Raw genomic sequence first — 19,257 nt, 5'->3', positions numbered from 1 at the left:
GCGGACCCTGGTCAGGTTCCGCGAAGGTGGGCGCAGACATGCTGGGCTCGTCAGGATCAAACTGCACTATGAGGCGGCGGTTCATACCGCGCCAGGGGAGCGAATGGACAGCGAGGAGCCTCCGAACGTTCGGGTCGCCTGCTCGGGTGATATCGACGAGGTTGTGCGGCTGATGCACGACGCTGCGGCGTGGATGTCCGCCAAGGGAACGCCCGCCTGGGACGTCGCGCGGATCGACCGGACATTCGCGGAGACCTTCGTCCTGAGATCCGAGCTCCTAGTCGCGAGTTGCAGCGACGGCATCGTCGGCTGTTGCACCTTGTCGGCCGAGGATCCCGAGTTCTGGCCCGACGCCCTCAAGGGGGAGGCCGCATATCTGCACAAGCTCGCGGTGCGACGGACACATGCGGGCCGGGGTGTCAGCTCCGCGCTGATCGAGGCTTGCCGCCATGCCGCGCGAACGCAGGGGTGCGCCAAGCTGCGGCTCGACTGCCACCCGAACCTGCGTGGCCTATACGAGCGGCTCGGATTCACCCACGTCGACACTTTCAATCCCGGCTGGGATCCAACCTTCATCGCAGAACGCCTAGAACTCGAAATCTAACGTCCGTTCGGGCATCGAGGTCCATGTCGGGGTGGGACGGGCCCGTGGCGGCTCTGTTGCAAAAATCGTGAAGCTTGAGCATGCTTGGCGGAGATTGGACGGACGGAACGATGACGGATTTCAAGTGGCGCCATTTCCAGGGTGATGTGATCCTGTGGGCGGTGCGCTGGTATTGTCGCTATCCGATCAGCTATCGCGACCTTGAGGAAATGCTGGCGGAACGCGGCATTTCGGTCGACCATACGACGATCTATCGCTGGGTCCAGTGCTACGCCCCGGAGATGGAGAAGCGGCTGCGCTGGTTCTGGCGGCGTGGCTTTGATCCGAGCTGGCGCCTGGATGAAACCTACGTCAAGGTGCGGGGCAAGTGGACCTACCTGTACCGGGCAGTCGACAAGCGGGGCGACACGATCGATTTCTACCTGTCGCCGACCCGCAGCGCCAAGGCAGCGAAGCGGTTCCTGGGCAAGGCCCTGCGAGGCCTGAAGCACTGGGAAAAGCCTGCCACGCTCAATACCGACAAAGCGCCGAGCTATGGTGCAGCGATCACCGAATTGAAGCGCGAAGGAAAGCTGGACCGGGAGACGGCCCACCGGCAGGTGAAGTATCTCAATAACGTGATCGAGGCCGATCACGGAAAGCTCAAGATACTGTTCAAGCCGGTGCGCGGTTTCAAATCGATCCCCACGGCCTATGCCACGATCAAGGGATTCGAAGTCATGCGAGCCCTGCGCAAAGGACAGGCTCGCCCCTGGTGCCTGCAGCCCGGCATCAGGGGCGAGGTGCGCCTTGTGGAGAGAGCTTTTGGCATTGGGCCCTCGGCGCTGACGGAGGCCATGGGCATGCTCAACCACCATTTCGCAGCAGCCGCCTGATCGGCGCAGAGCGACAGCCTACCTCTGACTGCCGCCAATCTTTGCAACAGAGCCACCCGTCCTATTTCGCTGTCGTGCCCCTGCTCGAAGTCCTGCAAACTTTGGTGCATGAGATGGTCCACGCTTGGCAATTCCACTTCGGCAAGCCGGGCCGTCGCGGCTATCACAACAAGGAATGGGCCGACAAAATGGAGGCCATCGGCCTGATGCCGTCCAGCACCGGCAAGCCCGGCGGCGCGCGCACGGGCGAGAAAATGGCCGACTACGCCATACCGGGCGGCCTGTTCATGCAGGCGACCGACAAGCTGCTGACGCAGGATTTCAAAATCTCGGGTATACGGATTTAATGGTTGATGGGGCATCTTCACCCCATCAATCTGATACCACCCTCAGATGGTTGATAGATCGACTCCGTAGTTGAGTTCCTCTGCGAAGTCCGGCAGTCCGTAACCGATGGTTTTCTTGTAGAAAGGAGAGACCTTCGCAGTCGGTGCCTTCTTCTTGTGCTTCGTGGTGTAGAGCATTCGTGCCCGCATCACCTCGAAGGAGTAACCGCGCCCTTCACGGTTCTTGTCCTTGGCCAGTCGGTTGATGGGCTCCGTGTAAGCGTTGGTGACGGGCATGTCCGTCTCGAAGTAGGTCATGGTCTCTTCGCGCCAGTTTCCCACTGCCCTGACCAGATCGCTCCAGACTTCCTTTTGGCCCTTCGGGATGGTGGCTATCCACTCGTCCAGGGCGGCTTCTGCCTGGAGCCGTGTGGTGGCGTCCCAGATGCCGTAGAAGCGCTCTTTGTGCTCGTAGGCGGCCAGCAGTTACGGGAACGCGCCTGTCCAGGTCTCCATGATGAGGCGCTCCCGGTCTGAGACTTCGTGAGCGCGTTTCAGCAGGATTTTCCGGTCTCCCTTGAGAGTCCAGCTCTGGGACGGTTTCAGCTCCTTTCTGAGGCCCTTGCGCACTCTCTCTAGGGCATCGTTGGCCATGCGCACCACATGGAACTTATCGACCACGATACGGGCCTGGGGCAGCACAGCCTTGACCGCTGCCCGGTAGGGGTTCCACATGTCCATGCTGACGATCTCGACCTTCTGCCGGTCTTTCAGCTTCATCAGGTAGTTGGTCACCACGTCCTGGCGGCGGGTGGCCAGCAGGTCGAGCAGGGTTCGCTCCTCAATGTTGGTCAGAATGCAGCGGTAGCGCTTGTTCAGGTATAGCTCGTCAATGCCCAGGATGCGGGGCGTCTCGAAGCGGTGCCAGCGCCCCAGGAACTCGGCGCGGGCGTTGAAGATGTCGCGCACCGTCTTCTCGTCCAGGCCGGTCTGTGCCGCCACAAAGGTGTAGGGGTGGTTGAAGGATTCCTTCTCCACGTACTCATGCAGCCGCAGTGTCATACGGAATCCGTCCACCATCTCCGGTAGCTGGGGCCTGAATGTTGTCTTGCAGGCCCGGCAGGTGTATCGGCGGCGGACCACCCAGAGAGTGACCCGCTTGCCGTGGATGGGCAGATCACGATAGGGAACGTCACGCTTGCCGAACCGTACGAACTCACCCTGCACGCCGCATTCCTCGCAGGCGATGGGATCGGGCACGTCCACCTGGAAGTGCATTTCATCGTCGGTTGATTTGCAGCCCAGTACTTGGTATTGCGGCAGGTGAAGGATGTTGTCGGGAAGTTCGGTCATGGTGTTGTATAGGCGTAGGTGTCAGTCAGATCCATCCGGCTCGGCATTGGTGTTTGCTTTTTTACCCAACAAGCTGCTGGAAACGAAAAGTAAGGCACCGAGGACAATTGCAATATCAGCCAGGTTGAAGGCCGGCCAATGCCAGTCTCGCCAATAGAAATCAAAGGAATCCACAACATAGCCGCGAAAGACCCGGTCAATCAGGTTGCCCATGGCGCCACCGAGGATAAGACTGTAAGCGATGGCTTCTCCTTTATGACGATTTTCAAGGATCAGCTTGATCAGAAAAATCGAGACCACTACCGCGATTCCGATAAAAAAGTAGCGCTGCCAGCCTCCACCATTCGCAAAAAGACTGAATGCGGCACCGGTGTTCCATAGGTGCACCCAGTTAAAGAACGGGGTCACCGAAACATACTCGCCATAGGCCATTGATTGCTGCACCAGCCACTTTACAGCCTGATCAGACGCTGCCAGCAGGCCCGATATGGACAATAGGGCATACGGCGAGAGCTTTTTGCCAATAATGAGCATTATTTAACCCTTCAACGCCAAAATGCGTCTGGCACCGTTAAGTACAATGCCCCCCGCGATGGTGCCGATAATCAGATCCGGATAATTGGAACCGGTCCACGCGACCAGGGCGCCGGCGGTGATGACCCCCAGGTTGATCACCACGTCGTTGGCCGAGAATATCCAGCTTGCCTTCATGTGCGCCCCGCCTTCCCGATGTTTGGATATGAGCAGCAGACAACTGGTATTGGCAATCAATGCGACGAATGCGATAGCCATCATCACCAGCGATTCAGGCTCACTACCGAATACAAAGCGTCTCACCACCTCTACGAGCACGCCCACAGCCAAGATCAGTTGCAGTACACCAGCAAGATGCGCGGCACGTACCTGCATTTTCACGCTATGTCCAACCGCATAAAGGGCAAGCCCGTACACCGCCGCATCGGCAAAATTGTCCAGGGATTCTCCAATCAGGCCGGTGGACTGGGCGATCAGACCGGCAGTCATTTCCACCACGAACAGAAGTGCATTGATGCCGAGCAACCAGCGCAGGGTCCCGGATTCTTGCTTAGCAGAAGCTGCCGAAAACTCGGCGGCCTTGATGGTCTCCGGATTTGCAGCGACGGTTTCCTGAAGCGAGGCGCCTAGCCCCAAGGTCTTCAGTTTCGAGGTGACGGGCTCGACCTCGCCGTCATGCACGACCTTCAGCCGGCGGTTCGACAAGTCGAAGGACAGCGCCCGAATCTCCTCAAAGCCGTTCAGGGCTAGGCGAATCATTCGTTCTTCTGATGGACAGTCCATCTTCGGCACGGCATAAACACTGACCCATCTCCCTGGCGCCTCGGAGGAGGCCTGTATATCGGTATCCGCTGCGGACGTTGCATCACCGCCACAGGCGCCACCACAGGATTTGCTCATGATACGACTCCACATTGAACAATGTTGTGGTACCATTTAAAACTATAAAGCTACTATAAGGTCAATAGAGTAAAGAATCCGTTGGGGAGGAGGCTGATGCGCATTGGTCAGTTGGCGCAGTTGGTAGGGGTCGAAACACAGACGATCCGCTTCTATGAACAGCAGGGCTTGTTGCCGCCGCCTGATCGGCAGGACAACGGTTACCGTGTCTATACCGAGAAGCATGGTGAGGGGCTGGCCTTCATCCGTCGCTGCAGAATCCTGGGCCTGTCACTGGCTGAGATTCACGAACTACAGAGCTATCAGGACGACCCTCATCAGCCTTGTACCGCCGTCAACGCCTTGCTCGATGATCACATCTCTCATGTGCGGTCGCAGATAACCGCTCTGCAAGCGCTTGAGAAACAACTCGTTTCACTGAGAGCGAGTTGCAACGATGACCGGGAAGTTGAGGCGTGTGGGGTTCTTGCTGGAATTAGCGAAGGAAACATGCACCAGCAGTAGGTGAAGCATCAACCAGATAATCCGATGAGATGCCGGTCTGTCTCACTCTCATGCAAAGGTAAGATCAACCATTTAATCCGCTTACCCACAATAAGAAAAGAGGTTGACCGATGTTACCGATAGTCTCCCCTTGCGTAGTAACCAAACAACTTGCGTTCAATCGAGTAGGCGATAAGCGCAAGGTTAGGGTTTCGTCCAACTTTTTGGATGTTATGGGGTTCAAGCCAGGCATGGGCATCGCCGTTGAGCCGGGGGAGAGGATGGGCGGTTTTTCGGTGATCCCAGCGTCTGATGAACTACAGACACACCAGGTTTATCAGCGTCGGTATCAGCCAAAGAGTCGCTCCAATAACCCACTGGAAACCGTCATTGAGTTTTCGGGGCAAGGGCTCATAGATAAGTGTTTCCCTCGCTATACAGAGCGTTTCCACGTCGAAATGCGGAAAGGCCGAGTAGTCTTCACTCCTGTAGCAAACAGAGCCTTTGCTATTGCTGATCGATTCAGAAAAACCAGCCCTTTTCGTGCTTTTGTGGCATTAACTGGTGGGGTAGACATTCATGTTATGGAGTCACTTGGATGGAAGGCTGAGATTGTTTTGGAGCATCGTCCAGTAGAAGCCAGAGACAGGGCATCCGGGCGGAATCTGAGTGAAGTACATGCGCTTAACACGCTGGTGAACAGTTCCCCGCGTATCTTGCTTAATGAAGACATTCATCATCTGGAGCTGGATCGCCTCGGTGCCTTGCTTGAGGAATGCCCACCAATTGGCTTGGCTCACTATTCACTGGGTTGTGACGACCACTCGAACGCAAAGAGCCCAAAAGACAAGGAGCGTTCTCTTCAAGATCTCTCCACTATGCTCGACATGGTTTATCCGGCATTGAAACAGATCGAGGTAGTAAACCCTGCGGTCGTGCTGGTGGAGAACGTCCCAAATTTCAAATCATCAGGAGCTGGTGCGATGATGGGAACCACTCTGCGGCGTATGGGGTACTTCCTTACTGAGATGGTTTTGAACGGTCTTGATTTCGGGGCTTACCAGGGACGAGAGCGCTATTACATGGTGGCGTCGGTATTCCCCGGATTCGTTCCGCCGAAACCTCAGCAGAGAGCTGGTGGACGGCTGTGGCCCGTGATCGAGAAACACCTTGGAGATTGCACAGACGTGACAGGGTTAAAGTCAATTCAGGCCAGAGAGTCAACATCTCGTAGGATGCCAGCATTCTTGACGAGAGAAAGTATCAGTTGCCCGACCATTCTCAAGTCTCAGGACCGTGGGGTCAAAGACGCAGTGTACATCCAAGACGGCGGACGCATTTACAAGCCATCGGTCGATTTGGTTCAAGAGCTGATGTCGATTCCTGAGAGCTTTGATGTGTCGTGGATGGCAAAAGAACAAGCGACAGAAACGCTTGGGCAGAGTGTGGATTACAGATTGCATTCAGCGGTCATGTCCGCAGTTCGGGATCACCTGAATGTGAATTGCGGTCGCCATACCGTGGTGCAGCACGGTATCAGAAGTAAGGAAGGTAGATAATGGCAGTCATTTACTACGGCGAGGGAACCCATGATGCCGGTTTCGTCGGGTTCCGTGTCGCACGAACAGTTGGCGTGGCGGATGATTACCGGCAGGAATATTTCTCCTTGAGAGAGTATTCCTACGCCACCGCTCACCGGCTGGCCTACAGCTTGGACCGAAAGTGGGAAGCTGAGGCAGAAGAGGTCAAGCGCCAAAACAAGACTTGTAAGCGGCGACGCAACTCCGGGCCAAACATCATTGCTGATGGGTTGAGAGCTTACATCGGTATCGAGAACAGGAGTCGGATGGGGGGGAAGAGAACCTACTTTACACCTTGTTTTCTCGTCACAAAGCCAGGTTACGGCAATGGGGATATTGCTTTCCGGGTTTCTACTCATGGCTACAATGAAGCCTATGAAAAGGCGGTGGAAACGTATTGTGAGATCCACAACCTTACAGACGAGCAGTATGTTGAATTGCTTGACCGTATGCCGAGTAAAGAGGTGTTCACTGGCTACCTGCTGGATGCTCTTCTAATGCGCGGCCATCGCGCTACAAAAGCAGAAATACTGAGTAAGTTGGGTTCAGTGGAAAATGAAGGGTTATCGCCAATGGCAAAGGGGAAAACGGCCCGAACAGAATTCGTGGCCCAGAGTATCGGTGGGCGTAATAATCAAGCCACCAGCTATTTGGTCGAGAAGAACATGAATTTATACAAATAGGAGACACTATGTTTTTTGGTAACAATGCAGGGGATCATACGTTCTTTATGGGAACAAGTGGAAAAGGTAAATCTGTCTTTTCCGAACAAGCCCGGAAAAATGCGAGGCAGCGCGGTGATTTGCTGGTGGATACTGAAATGTTCCGTGAAGGCCGAGGGTTGAAACCATACGAGCATGAGTATGCTCGTCGCTTAGTTCTGGGGCTAAGTGGACCGTTGCCGCGTGAACTGCGTGGGAAGCCGGTGACAGTTATCTCTGATGTGTCCAGGCCAAAAAAGGTAAAACGTCAGCCAAAGCACATTGTTAAAACCGTGAATGGAGTCATCCTTGAACGCCAATTGGTGGCTGATGCCAGAGAACAGTTGGAGATGCAAACAGGTGTCAGGCTCAAACAGCCGCAGCTCATCGAGCTGATGGAGGAATCGGGCATAGATGAAACTCTAGCCGAGTTTGGTGAGGCTGAAACACAGATCAGAGAAATGCTGGCGGATGCGTTGGCTATGAAACTGGTGGGTCGCTCATGGCCTACGTGTGGAGCCCTTTACAATGCGGCAGATAAGTCAGACGTCAGTTTTGCCGCCGAACTTGATGTTGCTGCCAAAGAAGCTGGATACACGATTCGTTAATAGGATTTAGCGTGAAAAGTATAGATCGCCAAAGTTGGCTCGTTAAATTCAGGCGAGCGAAGTGTCAAGAAACCTTAGATACCATGAGGGACGCGGCCATTCGCAACTACGAGGGAAATATTGGTGTTATTGCGGATATTATACTGGCTCATGAGACAAGAGAGACTGAAATTGAAAAAGGAGTATTTTGCCGGGTGCCTCGATGCCCCAGTTTTACTCCAGGAAGGTGATTATGAAAAAACGAATACTTCATCTGTCAGTAAAAAAGATCTACTTCGATCAAATAAGGTCAAGGGAAAAGCCAGATGAATATCGCCTCGTTACGGAATACTGGATAAAGAGACTTGAGGGACGTGAGTATGATGAAATTCATGTGAAGTGTGGTTATCCAAAGGCTGGTGATATGTCTAGGATAGAGGTGAGACCGTGGAGTGGTTTCGCAAAGGAGGTAATTACACACCCACACTTCGGAGCCGAGCCCGTTGAAGTATTCGCCATCCATGTGAATTAGAGTGAGTTGTAACAACGATTCATTCATTGTAATCTGGTTTTAGTTCGCAGCTAAGCTGCGCGAAATGTCACTTGAGATAACAAGATTAGGAGATAGTAAATGCGTTTATTGATAGCTGAGAAGCCTCAACTTGCCAAAATTCTTCATGAGAACAATCTAATCGAACATGATACTGAAATTGTGTTCACCTTTGGTATTGGGCTATGGCGTTATACCATTCCTAGATTGTCTTTTGCAGACATTCCTTTTACCACCCCACCATCCTTGATAAGGCCTCAGTCATTTAAGCCCAGAAATGTCCTACTTGGAGTGGATGGGAAAGCCAAGTTTTACGTCTCTGAGGATGCTACCAATACTGAGCATGAAAAGAGATTAAATGACCTTGTGGAGTATCTACGTGGTCAGATGGGAGAGTATAAGGAAATCATCTGCGCGGTAGACTGCGACAGAACAGGTTATGGATCAGCGAAACAGTTGTTAGACAAACTGGGGTGGACTGAGAATAGCGACGTTCCAGTTCATTGTCTTTATTTAATGGCAACGGATAAGAGCTCTCTGGAAAATGCCTGGGAGAATAGAACTGAAAATACGTGGAATCAAGATTCCCTTGCAGAAAAGCTCGCAAGACAGCAACTGGCTAAGAAGACTTTTGATTATTGGTGGAATGCAAATTCATCTGTTGTTTTCTCAGAACTAAGTAAGTGGTCTGGGCTTGTAGCATCACCACTTATTTCAAAGTATGAGCTGATGTTACTTTGTATCTTGGCCGACAAGCCCAACCCAATGAGTGAAAGTGAAATAATCCGTTTGATGGATAGATGGAGAGGCTCAGGGAAATACAAGGACGATTTGTGTCAAGGAATAGGGTCTCCCATGTCAAGAGTCGCTATATTCGTGAGAGCAATGCAACGTGGAGCATTATCTGTGTATGCCGAAGATAGAAACAAAGCGTATTCTCTGTCTGCTGCCGGTAAAGCGTTTGTTTCACAGCTCCACAAAAAGACATTTGATCCAGACTTGCCATTCCGAATTAATGACTGGTTAAATAGAGGTGATTATGATGCGATGTCTCGATATATAAGAACGGTATTTGGCAGGCAAATAAGGTTTCAAAGAAATTTAGGCAATTGAAAGCAGGGGCCATAAGGCCCCTTTTTTTAATCTTCTAAATGCGAGCAGTTGAGTTCGGATAGCACCTTCTCGTAGGCGCTATTTTCATTTGCTTTTCGCAGTTCTACCATCTCTACGATGAATGGGGTTAGGGCCAAAGATTGTGGCTCCCAGATGCGATTACACATATCGGCCATGTGGGCATTTACATCAGTAATGACGTAAATAAATTCAGGAAGATCTTTTAGACCTCCCAAAGCCTTTGCCATATCAACTGCTTCCGTGTTCTGGTAGCTATGGTTACTTTTAAGTCCAGAAGTGAGAGGCATTATGTTTTGTGCTAAATAGCTTGCTGACGCCGCCATTATTCCAGATGAAATACCTTCACCTGTATCTTCGGTAATGGCTGAACTTGTGGTTAGTATGGTAGCTAGGATGATTGATCCGAACATAGTTAATTCCTTATTCTAAGTCTGATTTTTTGAAAGGCATTGTGCCTTTGCAGTCTGGATAAGCTGTGCAACCCCAAAACTTAGAGGCTCGTTTTTTACCTGGAGCTTTCCCTTTTCTAAGGCGCATAGGGCTACCGCAATCTGGGCAGTCTGGGCAATCCTCCGCAGCGATGCGCTTCTCGGGTTTACCTCTATTATCAGGGAATGTCTTTTTACAAGCCTCGTTCTGACAACCCCAGAAGAAGCCGTTTTTACCTTTGATTCGGTGCATCTCTCCACCACAGTTAAAGCATTCGTGTGAAGGAGGTTTCGCGCCTTCAAATGCTTTAGCCATCGCGCCACCTTCTTTTGTCAGAACTGGCGCGGCCACTTTGAGCTGATCGACCATCTGGCAAATCCAAGTGGAAATCTGCTTCATGAAGACAGACATGTTTCCGGAGCCAGTGGCGACTTTTTCAAGCTCTTGTTCCCAGGCCGCAGTCATGCCAGGTGACTTGATTGCTGGTGGAAGCACAGCGATAAGTGCATGAGCTTTATCTGTTGCAAGCAGTACCTTTTTCTGACGCTTGAAATAGCCTTTATCTACAGCTCCCTGGATGATGCTGGCGCGTGTTGCTGGAGTGCCCAGACCGGCTGTGTCTTTGAGGATCTGCTTGAACTTCTCCTCAGTCACAAACCGGGCAATGTTCTCCATCGCGGCAAGTAATGTGGCTTCTGTGAAGTGTGGTGCTGGCCGCGTCATTTTGTTCATCAGCTCAGTACCATTGAGCAAGGCAGGTTCGCCCTGACTAACCCTGGGGAGCTTCTCCTGTTCAACCGGCGCGTCGGTATCTTCTCCTTCATCCTTGGGGCTGCTTTCGCTGTCAGAAGCAAACAAAACCTTCCAGCCTTGTTTGGTCGGGGTCTTACCGGAAGCAGCAAAGAGGTGACGTCCACACTGCACCTCGATGGAGGTTTTGGTGAACTCGAACTCGCTGTAGAACTGCGCGATGTAGAAACGACGTATGGCGTCGTAGAGATTTAACTCGATCTCAGACATGGCACTGATGTCTGTTCTTGCAGGGGTGGGAATGATCGCGTGGTGCGCGGTCACTTTAGAGTCATTGAATACTCTGGCCTTGCGGTGAGGGTCTGCGCCAGCTACCAGCCCTGAGACGTTCTGATCGGACAAAATAAGCGCCTGTAGGATGTCAGGAATGTCTTCCTTTTGGCTCTCTGGCAGGTAGCGACTGTCGGTACGAGGGTAGGTTGTTGCTTTGTGTGTTTCATACAGAGCTTGGGCTGCATCAAGCACCTGCTGAGCTGTATATCCCCATCGTTTACTTGCGTATTGCTGTAATGAAGTCAGATCGAAGGGAAGGGGAGCAGACTCTTTTCCTGGTTTCGTCTCTGCCTTGCTGATAACTGCATTGGCACCGTTGACCTGAGAGGATACCTGCTCGGCATAGGCCTTATTGATACATCGGCCTTGTTCGTCACTACACTCCTCTGGCGGTATCCACTGAGCAGCAAACTGACCATTCTGCACGGATACGTTCACGCCTAGAGTCCAGTATGGGGATGGTGTGAAACCCGCGATCTCTCGATCTCGTTGACACACGAGAGCTACGGTAGGTGTAATGACCCGACCTACGTGGAGGGTATGATTGAAACCTACATCTCGCGCCAATACTGTATAGAGTCGGCTTACGTTCATCCCCACCAGCCAGTCTGCGCGTTGCCTTGCTAGTGCAGCGTAGTATAGCGAGACAGTTTCTTTGCCGTCCTTAACGTTATTTAGCGCTTTCTTAATGCTCGACTCATCGAGTGCAGTCAAGCAAACACGACGAATAGGACCTGAGTAGCGGAATCGATCCAAAAGCGAACGGGCGATAGCTTCACCTTCTCGGTCGAAGTCGGTAGAGATGTAGATGGTACTTGCTTTTTTGACTAGGCCTTCAACGATTTTGTACTGCTTTAGCGCACTCTTGCGAACGTTGTACCGCCAGGATTCAGGAGCAATCGGAAGAGTCTCCAGTGACCATGACTTGTATCGTTCGTCATAGTCATCTGGCATATACAATTCCAGAAGGTGGCCGAAGGCCCAGGTAATAACCCTGTTTCCTCCATCATGGATAAATCCATCTCCCCTTTGGGAGGCTTTCATTACTCCTGCCAAGTCTTTGGCCTGAGAAGGCTTTTCGCAGATATAAAGGTCCATCAAGCAGCTCCCTTCATCTTTGATTCCAGATTCGCCAGCTCAGTCCAGTTTTGGGCAAGAACTTTTATCTCGGGATAGTCTCTGGAAAGGTTTTCGAGGACTCCAGAAATGACATAGGCCGCTTCGTGGGTATTACCCCTCGAACCAGCCTCCTGGAGCATGATTGATAAAGCGTCGAAGAGCTCAGCCTTTCGGCCAGGCTCTGTGTGATTTCTTATTTCAGAGCTTTGCATGGATTCACCACAGAGTAGGGACGCACGGATTCGCGCACAATACGGCGATCTGCGTCTGTTACGGCCTGACTGGAGCAAAAGTGCGTCCAGGCATTCAGGTAATCTTGATAGTTATGAGCAGGCGGTATGCAGCCAGTCACAACGTCCTGGGGTATGTTTGTGGCACCTTCACCCTCAATAAAGCGCCAATCGTGCTCATCCATGCCCTTGCCGCTATCGCAATAGCGTTCCCAGCGTGACAACTCGTACAGCGAGTAACCTTTACCTTTGTTCATGGACTTGAAGGTATTGATGGCTTCGCCTACATCCCCTTCTTGCTTTATTCCAACCGGAGTTTTAACTGCATCAGCGGAATCATCTTTCACCTTGTTAATCGTCGCGCTGACATTACCGTCGCCCAGCACATGGATATAACCCGGTTGGCGCAATGCCGCACCACCGCGTCCCATATTGTCCCATGCGATAGAAAGTTCCCGGTTAACTCGGGCCGGTTTGTCATTCTCCGCAGGGGATACTTGGGATTGGGGTTTTTGTTCAGGGGCGTTAGAGGCACACCCGGCCAAAATTGCTACTCCCAGAATTGCTATCAGTTGTCTCATCGTGTCATTCCTCATCAAAAATTGTCGATGAACCCATTCTAAAAGGGGGGAGATGGAAAGCTGGTTTCTCAAACTGCCCAAATTGGACAGATAGGCGTGTGTGCGATCTAAACGTGTTTTGAGAGCATGTACTGACGAAAAATACGATAGGAATATGGTCAACCTACATGCTGAAAGCCCTGAACAAGTTATTTGGTGGGCGAAGTGGAGTGATCGAGGCCACGCCAAGCGCCAGAGTGTTGCCGCTTAAAGACGTGGAAGATGAAGAAATCCCTCGATACCCACCTTTTGCCAAGGGCCTGCCAGTGGCCCCACTAGACAAGATACTGGCAACCCAAGCTGAACTAATTGAGAAAGTGCGGAACTCTCTCGGTTTCACTGTGGACGACTTCAACCGGCTTGTTTTGCCAGTGATCCAACGGTATGCCGCTTTTGTTCACTTGCTGCCAGCTTCCGAATCTCACCATCACCGAGGAGCTGGTGGGTTGTTCCGGCATGGGCTTGAAGTAGCCTTTTGGGCAACTCAGGCTTCTGAGTCGGTTATTTTTTCAATCGAGGGAACGCCTCGGGAACGCCGCGACAATGAACCTCGTTGGCGATTGGCGAGTTGCTTCTCCGGGCTCCTGCATGATGTGGGCAAACCGTTGTCAGATGTGTCTATTACAGATAAAGACGGATCGATCACATGGAATCCTTATTCAGAGTCACTTCATGACTGGGCGCACCGTCACGGAATAGAGCGTTACTTTATTCGGTGGCGCGACAAGAGACACAAAAGGCATGAGCAATTCTCGCTACTGGCTTGGCATCGAATTATTCCGGCTGAGACGCAGGAGTTTCTTTCCAAGTCAGGTCCTTCCATCATCGAGGCGATGCTTGAAGCTATTTCGGGAACCACTGTCAATCAGCCTGTTACAAGACTGATGCTTCGTGCTGACCAAGAGAGTGTTTCAAGGGACCTTCGCCAAAGCCGTCTTGATGTGGACGAGTTCTCTTATGGTGTGCCAGTAGAGCGGTACGTGTTCGATGCTATCCGTCGTCTGGTGAAAACTGGGAAATGGAAAGTCAATGAGCCTGGCGCGAAAGTTTGGCATCTAAACCAAGGTGTTTTCATCGCATGGAAACAGCTTGGAGATCTCTATGATTTGATCAGTCAAGACAAAATCCCCGGCATTCCAAGAGATCCAGATACGCTGGCCGACATTCTCATCGAGCGCGGTTTTGCTGTGCCAAACACTGTGCAGGAAAAAGGTGAGCGAGCGTACTACCGATATTGGGAAGTGCTGCCGGAGATGCTCCAGGAAGCGACAGGCTCTTTGAAGATTTTGATGCTCCGCCTCGAATCAAACGACTTGGTGTTTACCAATGAGCCACCATCAGCCGTTGCAGCAGAAGTTGTTGGAGACGTTGAAGATGCTGAGATTGAGTTCGTTGACCCTGATGAGAGTGATGACGATCAAGATGAAGGCGGAGTGTCTCTGAACGATGACATGTTGGCCGCAGAGCAGGAAGCAGAGAAAGCTCTAGCCGGTCTCGGTTTCGGTGATGCGATGGAAATGCTGAAAAGCACTTCAACAGAACCCGAAGACACACCGGCCCAAGGCGCGGCTGAAACAAAGGACTCGCCTAAAGCACCATCAGCCACAACACCAAGCAAGGGAAAACAGGTTAAGGCTAAACCCAAAAAAGACACAGAAGAACAAACAGAGAAACCTGAGGCAAAAGAAGAGTTGTCACCTCAGGACATCGCCAAAAACGCGCCACCTTTGGCGAACGATAACCCTCTGCAAGCCCTCAAGGATGTTGGGGGTGGACTGGGTGACATCGACTTCCCATTTGACGCATTTAACGCATCGACTGACGCCTGCATTGCTGACGAAGAGAGCCTTAAAAACTCCAACGAGGCAGAGCTCGAACAGCCCAAGCCTGACTTCGTTCCAGAAGAACAAAACTCCCTGCAGGACGATGACTTCCCCATGTTTAGTGGTTCAGATGAGCCTCCATCATGGGCTATTGAACCATTGCCTATGTTGGCCGTTGAGTCAGAAGAGGCTTCTGCCACAACAGAAATGTCACAAGCGAACATACCTAATCAGCAGGAAAAGGACTCTAAGACATTGCTGTCTGAGATGCTTGCTGGCTATGGCGAAGCATCTGCTCTGCTTGAGCAGGCGATCATGCCTGTTCTGGAAGGGAAAAAGACGCTGGGAGAGGTTCTGTGTCTGATGAAGGGCCAAGCCGTCATCCTATACCCAGAAGGTGCTCGGTCATTAGGTGCGCCGTCAGAAGTTCTCTCAAAGCTATCCCATGCCAATGCGATTGTTCCAGACCCTATTATGCCTGGTCGTAAAGTGCGAGATTTCAGCGGTGTGAAAGCAATTGTGCTGGCGCAACAACTTTCAGATGCGGTCGTAGCGGCCATCAAGGAAGTAGAAGCGTCAATGGGTGGATACCAGGATGTCTTTGAGCTTGTGTCTCCTCCTGATTCTGATGTCAGAAAGAGCAAGTCTGCTCCGAAGCAACAAAGCCAACCGATGCAGAAAAAAAACCAACAACAGAAGTCTGATGCTGGATCAGGTCAAGCTGCACCGGCAAAAGACACGAAAGGAAAAGCCGCTCAGAAACCTCAAAAGGAGAAAAAAGGTGACACCTCCTCTGTGGTTGCGGGGCATGAAAGCAAGCCGATTGAAGAAAAACAGAACGTGGCTCGCCTTCCCAAGAGAGAGGCTCAACCCGAAGCTGTTGTAGTTACCAAAGTTGAGCGTGAAAAGGAACTTGGTCACATCGAGGTCCGAGAAAGGGAAGAGCAAGAGGTGAGGGAGTTTGAACCACCAAAGGCTAAAACAAACCCGAAAGACATCAAAGATGAAGACTTTTTGCCGCCTGGTGTTACCCCTGAGAAAGCGATTTTGATCCTCAAGGAAATGATCCAGAAACGTTCGGGCAGGTGGCTAGTTACACCTGTCTTGGAAGAAGACGGCTGCTTAGTAACCAGCGATAAAGCGTTCGACATGATTGCCGGGGAAAACATCGGCATCAACAAACACATCCTCTGTGGGATGTTGAGCCGGGCACAAAAACGCCCTTTGCTCAAAAAACGTCAAGGAAAATTGTATTTAGAGGTAAATGAAACATGACAATGAGTTATGACCCGCTCGCCTACGAGATGCCGTGGCGGCCTAACTATGAAAAAAATGCTGTGGCAGGCTGGCTTGCAGCCTCCGGGGCTGCTTTGGCCGTGGAGCAGGTCAGCACTATGCCTCCAGAGCCCTTTTATTGGATGACGGGGATCTGTGGTGTGATGGCAATGGCTCGTTTGCCTAAGGCTATCAAGCTCCATTTGCTGCAAAAGCACTTGAGGGGCCGAGATTTAGAGTTTATCTCCATTACGGAGCTCCAGAAGTACATCAAAGATACGCCGGAAGATATGTGGCTTGGTAGTGGGTTCCTGTGGGAAAACCGTCATGCCCAGCGCGTGTTTGAGATCCTGAAACGAGATTGGACATCTATCGTCGGAAAAGAATCGACGGTTAAAAAAGTTGTCCGGAAAATACAGGGTAAGAGAAAAGAGTTGCCTATCGGCCAGCCTTGGATTCACGGGGTTGAGCCAAAAGAAGAAAAACTTATGCAGCCTCTAAAGCATACAGAGGGGCACACTCTAATTGTAGGGACTACCGGCTCGGGCAAGACCCGTATGTTCGACATCTTGATCTCTCAGGCCATCCTGCGCGGGGAAGCTGTGATTATCATAGACCCGAAAGGTGATAAGGAGATGCGAGACAATGCCAGACGGGCCTGTGAAGCTATGGGACAGCCGGAAAGGTTCGTCTCATTCCACCCGGCATTCCCAGAAGAATCAGTGCGTATCGATCCCCTGCGAAATTTCACCCGTGTAACAGAAATCGCAAGTCGATTGGCTGCATTGATTCCATCCGAAGCTGGGGCTGATCCATTCAAATCATTTGGCTGGCAGGCTCTTAACAATATTGCTCAAGGGCTTGTTATCACCCATGACCGTCCTAACCTGACAAAACTCCGTCGTTTCCTTGAAGGTGGCGCTGCTGGTCTAGTCATCAGAGCCGTTCAAGCCTATTCAGAACGAGTTAGGCCTGACTGGGAGGCCGAAGCTGCGCCTTTCCTAGAGAAAGTAAAAAACGGCTCTCGTGAAAAGATCGCTTTCGCTTTGATGAGGTTCTATTACGAAATCATTCAGCCTGAACATCCCAACTCAGACCTTGAAGGTTTGTTGTCGATGTTCCAGCACGACCAAACCCACTTTTCCAAGATGGTGGCAAACCTCCTTCCGATCATGAATATGCTGACGTCCGGAGAGTTGGGGCCATTGTTATCGCCAGACTCAACTGACCTAAGTGACGAACGCCAAATCACTGACTCCGCGAAGATCATCAATAACGCCCAAGTAGCCTACCTGGGCCTCGACTCGCTGACCGACAATATGGTGGGTAGCGCTATGGGCTCAATATTTCTTTCTGACCTTACAGCGGTGGCTGGGGATAGATACAACTATGGCGTCAACAACAGACCCGTGAACATCTTTGTTGACGAAGCTGCTGAGGTGATCAACGACCCATTCATCCAACTTTTGAACAAAGGACGTGGTGCGAAACTTCGTCTTTTCGTTGCAACCCAAACTTTTGCAGATTTCGCAGCTCGACTGGGCAGCAAAGACAAAGCGCTCCAAGTCTTGGGGAACATCAACAACACGTTCGCTCTGCGTATTGTTGATGGGGAAACCCAAGAATACATCGCGGATAACCTGCCGAAGACGCGGCTCAAGTACGTTATGCGTACACAGGGCCAGAATTCTGATGGCAAGGAACCCATTATGCACGGAGGCAACCAAGGCGAGCGTTTGATGGAGGAGGAAGCGGATCTTTTCCCTGCCCAATTACTGGGAATGCTTCCGAATCTGGAATACATAGCCAAGATTTCAGGCGGAACTATCGTAAAAGGCCGTCTGCCAATATTGACCCAGTAAGAGCAGAGCTATGTGTAATAAGAAGTATAGAAACTACGAGGTAGCCATCATGGTCGATGTGAACCCTTTTGACCGGGTTATGAATGAATTGAAAAATCGTGGCCGCAAAAATGCTCATATCCTGAGCATCCTTCAATTCGATTGGCCTGCATCAGAGGTCATCATCGAGAAGCTGAGCTGCTACATCACAGACGGTATTAAGGCTAATCAAGAGCCAGTGATTTACCCGATCATTGAAGAGGCTCTTCATCGCTACAGCCAGCTTGTGTTTCATGAACAGAGAGAAAAGTACGAAGACCCAGCCCGAATAGGGGCGTTTTTAGAAACTCTCATTACCGAGACTTGCCGGGCGCTGGAAGTACAAATCGTCGATTGCGGTGGCGATTTATGGTCTGTCGATTCAGGAGAACCGTTCTCACTGTGGCTGTCTTCCCATCCTGGAGAATTATCTATTAACCCGCAGCCCCACGAGGATGAAACATCTTTGCGCGGCTTGCTGTATGAACTCATCACCTGTGAAAGTGTGAAAATTGTTTTAAGGAGAACTGACTATGAACAAGCCGTGGTTGCTGGTCGCATGGCTGCTGGCTATTGAGATACTTGCGATATTGCTGCTGATCCCAGGTGACTGGACAGACAAAGCTATCAAAAGAGAGTCTGTGCTGGTGGAGCAGAGTCTCGGGATCGAAGCCAGAGACTGGATACAGGACAAAGCATCTACCTGGTTCCGGTCGAGCATTATTGATTCTGGCTTCTATGAAGGGATGTACCAAACGTTGATCCCCTCAGAAGAAGAGCGCCAGAAATCCAAGGGTATGCAGGATATGGGGAAGGGCTGGTTCGCGTGGGTTAAGGGTCGCATGGAGGCCTTTGTTAACGTCATTTACCAGTTCTATACCAGACTGGCGCTGTTAGCTGCTTGGGCTCCCTATATGCTCATCCTGTTTGTACCGGCTGTGTACGATGGGATGATGACCTGGCGCATCAAACGGACCAACTTCGACTACGCAAGCCCAGTTTTGCATCGCTATAGCGTTCGCGGAACAATGTACTTGATGGCTGGTTTGTTCATCGCATTCTTCGTCCCTATAGCTCTCGATCCGGTTGTCATTCCACTTACGATGATGACCTGTTGCGTTCTGGTAGGCCTGACGTTCGGCAACCTACAAAAACGGGTATAGGAGGGGGA

17 protein-coding genes and 2 pseudogenes are annotated in these 19,257 nt (G+C 51.5%); 13 read left to right on the top strand and 6 right to left on the bottom strand.

The window, feature by feature from the left end:
- Positions 1-103 precede the first annotated feature (103 nt).
- The 3 genes and pseudogenes from CXF88_RS16330 to CXF88_RS16320 form a co-directional block, all read left to right on the top strand.
- Positions 104-604, top strand: a complete 501-nt coding sequence (locus tag CXF88_RS16330) for a GNAT family N-acetyltransferase (RefSeq protein ID WP_000376623.1) — start codon at positions 104-106, stop codon at positions 602-604.
- A 110-nt stretch (positions 605-714) separates the two neighbouring features.
- Positions 715-1,479: an IS6-like element IS6100 family transposase gene (locus CXF88_RS16325; RefSeq protein ID WP_101087658.1), complete on the top strand. Its 765-nt coding sequence runs from the start codon at positions 715-717 to the stop codon at positions 1,477-1,479.
- Positions 1,480-1,532: 53 nt separating this feature from the next.
- Positions 1,533-1,811 (top strand): annotated as a pseudogene (locus tag CXF88_RS16320) (SprT-like domain-containing protein); the annotation flags it as partial.
- Positions 1,812-1,868: 57 nt separating this feature from the next.
- Here the strand turns inward: CXF88_RS16320 and CXF88_RS16310 are convergent.
- From CXF88_RS16310 to CXF88_RS16300, 3 genes and pseudogenes are all read right to left on the bottom strand, one after another.
- A pseudogene (locus tag CXF88_RS16310) lies at positions 1,869-3,158 on the bottom strand (ISL3-like element ISPpu12 family transposase).
- Between the two features lie 21 nt (positions 3,159-3,179).
- On the bottom strand, positions 3,180-3,692 hold the full coding sequence (lspA, locus tag CXF88_RS16305) for a signal peptidase II (RefSeq protein ID WP_004863699.1): 513 nt from the start codon (positions 3,690-3,692) through the stop codon (positions 3,180-3,182).
- A gap of 3 nt (positions 3,693-3,695) precedes the next feature.
- Positions 3,696-4,592 (bottom strand): cation transporter, encoded by an 897-nt coding sequence (locus CXF88_RS16300; RefSeq protein WP_004574643.1) that lies wholly within the window; start codon positions 4,590-4,592, stop codon positions 3,696-3,698.
- Positions 4,593-4,688: 96 nt separating this feature from the next.
- Between CXF88_RS16300 and cadR the strand changes: the two genes are divergently transcribed.
- From cadR to CXF88_RS22120, 6 genes are all read left to right on the top strand, one after another.
- On the top strand, positions 4,689-5,096 hold the full coding sequence (gene cadR, locus CXF88_RS16295) for a Cd(II)/Pb(II)-responsive transcriptional regulator (protein WP_004364961.1): 408 nt from the start codon (positions 4,689-4,691) through the stop codon (positions 5,094-5,096).
- Positions 5,097-5,206: 110 nt separating this feature from the next.
- Positions 5,207-6,634 carry a DNA cytosine methyltransferase gene (locus CXF88_RS16290; RefSeq protein ID WP_071681769.1) on the top strand — a complete coding sequence of 476 codons (1,428 nt, stop codon included), beginning with the start codon at positions 5,207-5,209 and terminating at the stop codon, positions 6,632-6,634.
- Positions 6,634-7,338 carry a hypothetical protein gene (locus tag CXF88_RS16285; RefSeq protein WP_022635532.1) on the top strand — a complete coding sequence of 235 codons (705 nt, stop codon included), beginning with the start codon at positions 6,634-6,636 and terminating at the stop codon, positions 7,336-7,338. Before CXF88_RS16290 ends, CXF88_RS16285 begins: the two co-directional genes overlap by 1 nt.
- A gap of 8 nt (positions 7,339-7,346) precedes the next feature.
- On the top strand, positions 7,347-7,964 hold the full coding sequence (locus CXF88_RS16280; RefSeq protein WP_022635533.1) for a hypothetical protein: 618 nt from the start codon (positions 7,347-7,349) through the stop codon (positions 7,962-7,964).
- Positions 7,965-8,196: 232 nt separating this feature from the next.
- Positions 8,197-8,475 (top strand): RNA-binding protein, encoded by a 279-nt coding sequence (locus CXF88_RS16270; RefSeq protein WP_071681765.1) that lies wholly within the window; start codon positions 8,197-8,199, stop codon positions 8,473-8,475.
- A gap of 99 nt (positions 8,476-8,574) precedes the next feature.
- Positions 8,575-9,606, top strand: a complete 1,032-nt coding sequence (locus tag CXF88_RS22120; protein WP_071681762.1) for a hypothetical protein — start codon at positions 8,575-8,577, stop codon at positions 9,604-9,606.
- Between the two features lie 26 nt (positions 9,607-9,632).
- Here the strand turns inward: CXF88_RS22120 and CXF88_RS16260 are convergent, their stop codons facing one another.
- The 3 genes from CXF88_RS16260 to CXF88_RS16245 all read right to left on the bottom strand — a co-directional run bounded on the left by CXF88_RS16260 (position 9,633) and on the right by CXF88_RS16245 (position 13,069).
- Complete coding sequence (locus CXF88_RS16260) at positions 9,633-10,037, bottom strand: hypothetical protein (protein ID WP_071681760.1); 405 nt, start codon at positions 10,035-10,037, stop codon at positions 9,633-9,635.
- Positions 10,038-10,047: 10 nt separating this feature from the next.
- Positions 10,048-12,237: a DNA topoisomerase 3 gene (locus CXF88_RS16255; protein ID WP_022635534.1), complete on the bottom strand. Its 2,190-nt coding sequence runs from the start codon at positions 12,235-12,237 to the stop codon at positions 10,048-10,050.
- 214 nt (positions 12,238-12,451) lie between these two features.
- The gene (locus CXF88_RS16245) at positions 12,452-13,069 is read right to left on the bottom strand and encodes a hypothetical protein (RefSeq protein ID WP_071681756.1); all 618 of its coding nucleotides are present in this window, start codon (positions 13,067-13,069) and stop codon (positions 12,452-12,454) included.
- 167 nt (positions 13,070-13,236) lie between these two features.
- Between CXF88_RS16245 and mobH the strand changes: the two genes are divergently transcribed.
- From mobH to CXF88_RS16225, 4 genes are read left to right on the top strand one after another with little or no spacing between them, the layout of a single operon-like run.
- Entirely contained in the window at positions 13,237-16,206 is a 2,970-nt protein-coding gene (gene mobH / locus CXF88_RS16240) for a MobH family relaxase (protein WP_022635535.1), read from the top strand.
- Complete coding sequence (gene traD, locus CXF88_RS16235) at positions 16,203-18,068, top strand: conjugative transfer system coupling protein TraD (protein ID WP_022635536.1); 1,866 nt, start codon at positions 16,203-16,205, stop codon at positions 18,066-18,068. The genes mobH and traD overlap by 4 nt, the downstream gene beginning before the upstream one ends.
- A gap of 49 nt (positions 18,069-18,117) precedes the next feature.
- A complete protein-coding gene (locus tag CXF88_RS16230) occupies positions 18,118-18,663 on the top strand; it encodes a hypothetical protein (RefSeq protein ID WP_023044870.1) in 546 nt (181 codons plus the stop codon).
- Positions 18,620-19,249: a DUF4400 domain-containing protein gene (locus CXF88_RS16225; protein ID WP_022635537.1), complete on the top strand. Its 630-nt coding sequence runs from the start codon at positions 18,620-18,622 to the stop codon at positions 19,247-19,249. The genes CXF88_RS16230 and CXF88_RS16225 overlap by 44 nt, the downstream gene beginning before the upstream one ends.
- Positions 19,250-19,257: the final 8 nt, after the last annotated feature.

This window comes from Shewanella sp. ALD9 (genome assembly GCF_002836315.1).
Taxonomy (GTDB): Bacteria; Pseudomonadota; Gammaproteobacteria; order Enterobacterales; family Shewanellaceae; genus Shewanella.
The sequence above is the reverse complement of the archived record's forward strand: the minus strand, read 5'-3'. Positions and strand labels throughout refer to the sequence as shown.

Coding starts and splice junctions, on each gene's coding strand:
- CXF88_RS16325 (WP_101087658.1), top strand. CDS start 715: ATGACGGATTTCAAGTGGCGCCATTTCCAGGGTGATGTGATCCTGTGG.
- CXF88_RS16270 (WP_071681765.1), top strand. CDS start 8,197: ATGAAAAAACGAATACTTCATCTGTCAGTAAAAAAGATCTACTTCGAT.
- CXF88_RS16230 (WP_023044870.1), top strand. CDS start 18,118: ATGGTCGATGTGAACCCTTTTGACCGGGTTATGAATGAATTGAAAAAT.
- CXF88_RS22120 (WP_071681762.1), top strand. CDS start 8,575: ATGCGTTTATTGATAGCTGAGAAGCCTCAACTTGCCAAAATTCTTCAT.
- CXF88_RS16330 (WP_000376623.1), top strand. CDS start 104: ATGGACAGCGAGGAGCCTCCGAACGTTCGGGTCGCCTGCTCGGGTGAT.
- CXF88_RS16225 (WP_022635537.1), top strand. CDS start 18,620: ATGAACAAGCCGTGGTTGCTGGTCGCATGGCTGCTGGCTATTGAGATA.
- CXF88_RS16290 (WP_071681769.1), top strand. CDS start 5,207: ATGTTACCGATAGTCTCCCCTTGCGTAGTAACCAAACAACTTGCGTTC.
- CXF88_RS16260 (WP_071681760.1), bottom strand. CDS start 10,037: ATGTTCGGATCAATCATCCTAGCTACCATACTAACCACAAGTTCAGCC.
- traD (WP_022635536.1), top strand. CDS start 16,203: ATGACAATGAGTTATGACCCGCTCGCCTACGAGATGCCGTGGCGGCCT.
- CXF88_RS16285 (WP_022635532.1), top strand. CDS start 6,634: ATGGCAGTCATTTACTACGGCGAGGGAACCCATGATGCCGGTTTCGTC.
- CXF88_RS16255 (WP_022635534.1), bottom strand. CDS start 12,237: ATGGACCTTTATATCTGCGAAAAGCCTTCTCAGGCCAAAGACTTGGCA.
- CXF88_RS16300 (WP_004574643.1), bottom strand. CDS start 4,592: ATGAGCAAATCCTGTGGTGGCGCCTGTGGCGGTGATGCAACGTCCGCA.
- mobH (WP_022635535.1), top strand. CDS start 13,237: ATGCTGAAAGCCCTGAACAAGTTATTTGGTGGGCGAAGTGGAGTGATC.
- lspA (WP_004863699.1), bottom strand. CDS start 3,692: ATGCTCATTATTGGCAAAAAGCTCTCGCCGTATGCCCTATTGTCCATA.
- cadR (WP_004364961.1), top strand. CDS start 4,689: ATGCGCATTGGTCAGTTGGCGCAGTTGGTAGGGGTCGAAACACAGACG.
- CXF88_RS16280 (WP_022635533.1), top strand. CDS start 7,347: ATGTTTTTTGGTAACAATGCAGGGGATCATACGTTCTTTATGGGAACA.
- CXF88_RS16245 (WP_071681756.1), bottom strand. CDS start 13,069: ATGAGACAACTGATAGCAATTCTGGGAGTAGCAATTTTGGCCGGGTGT.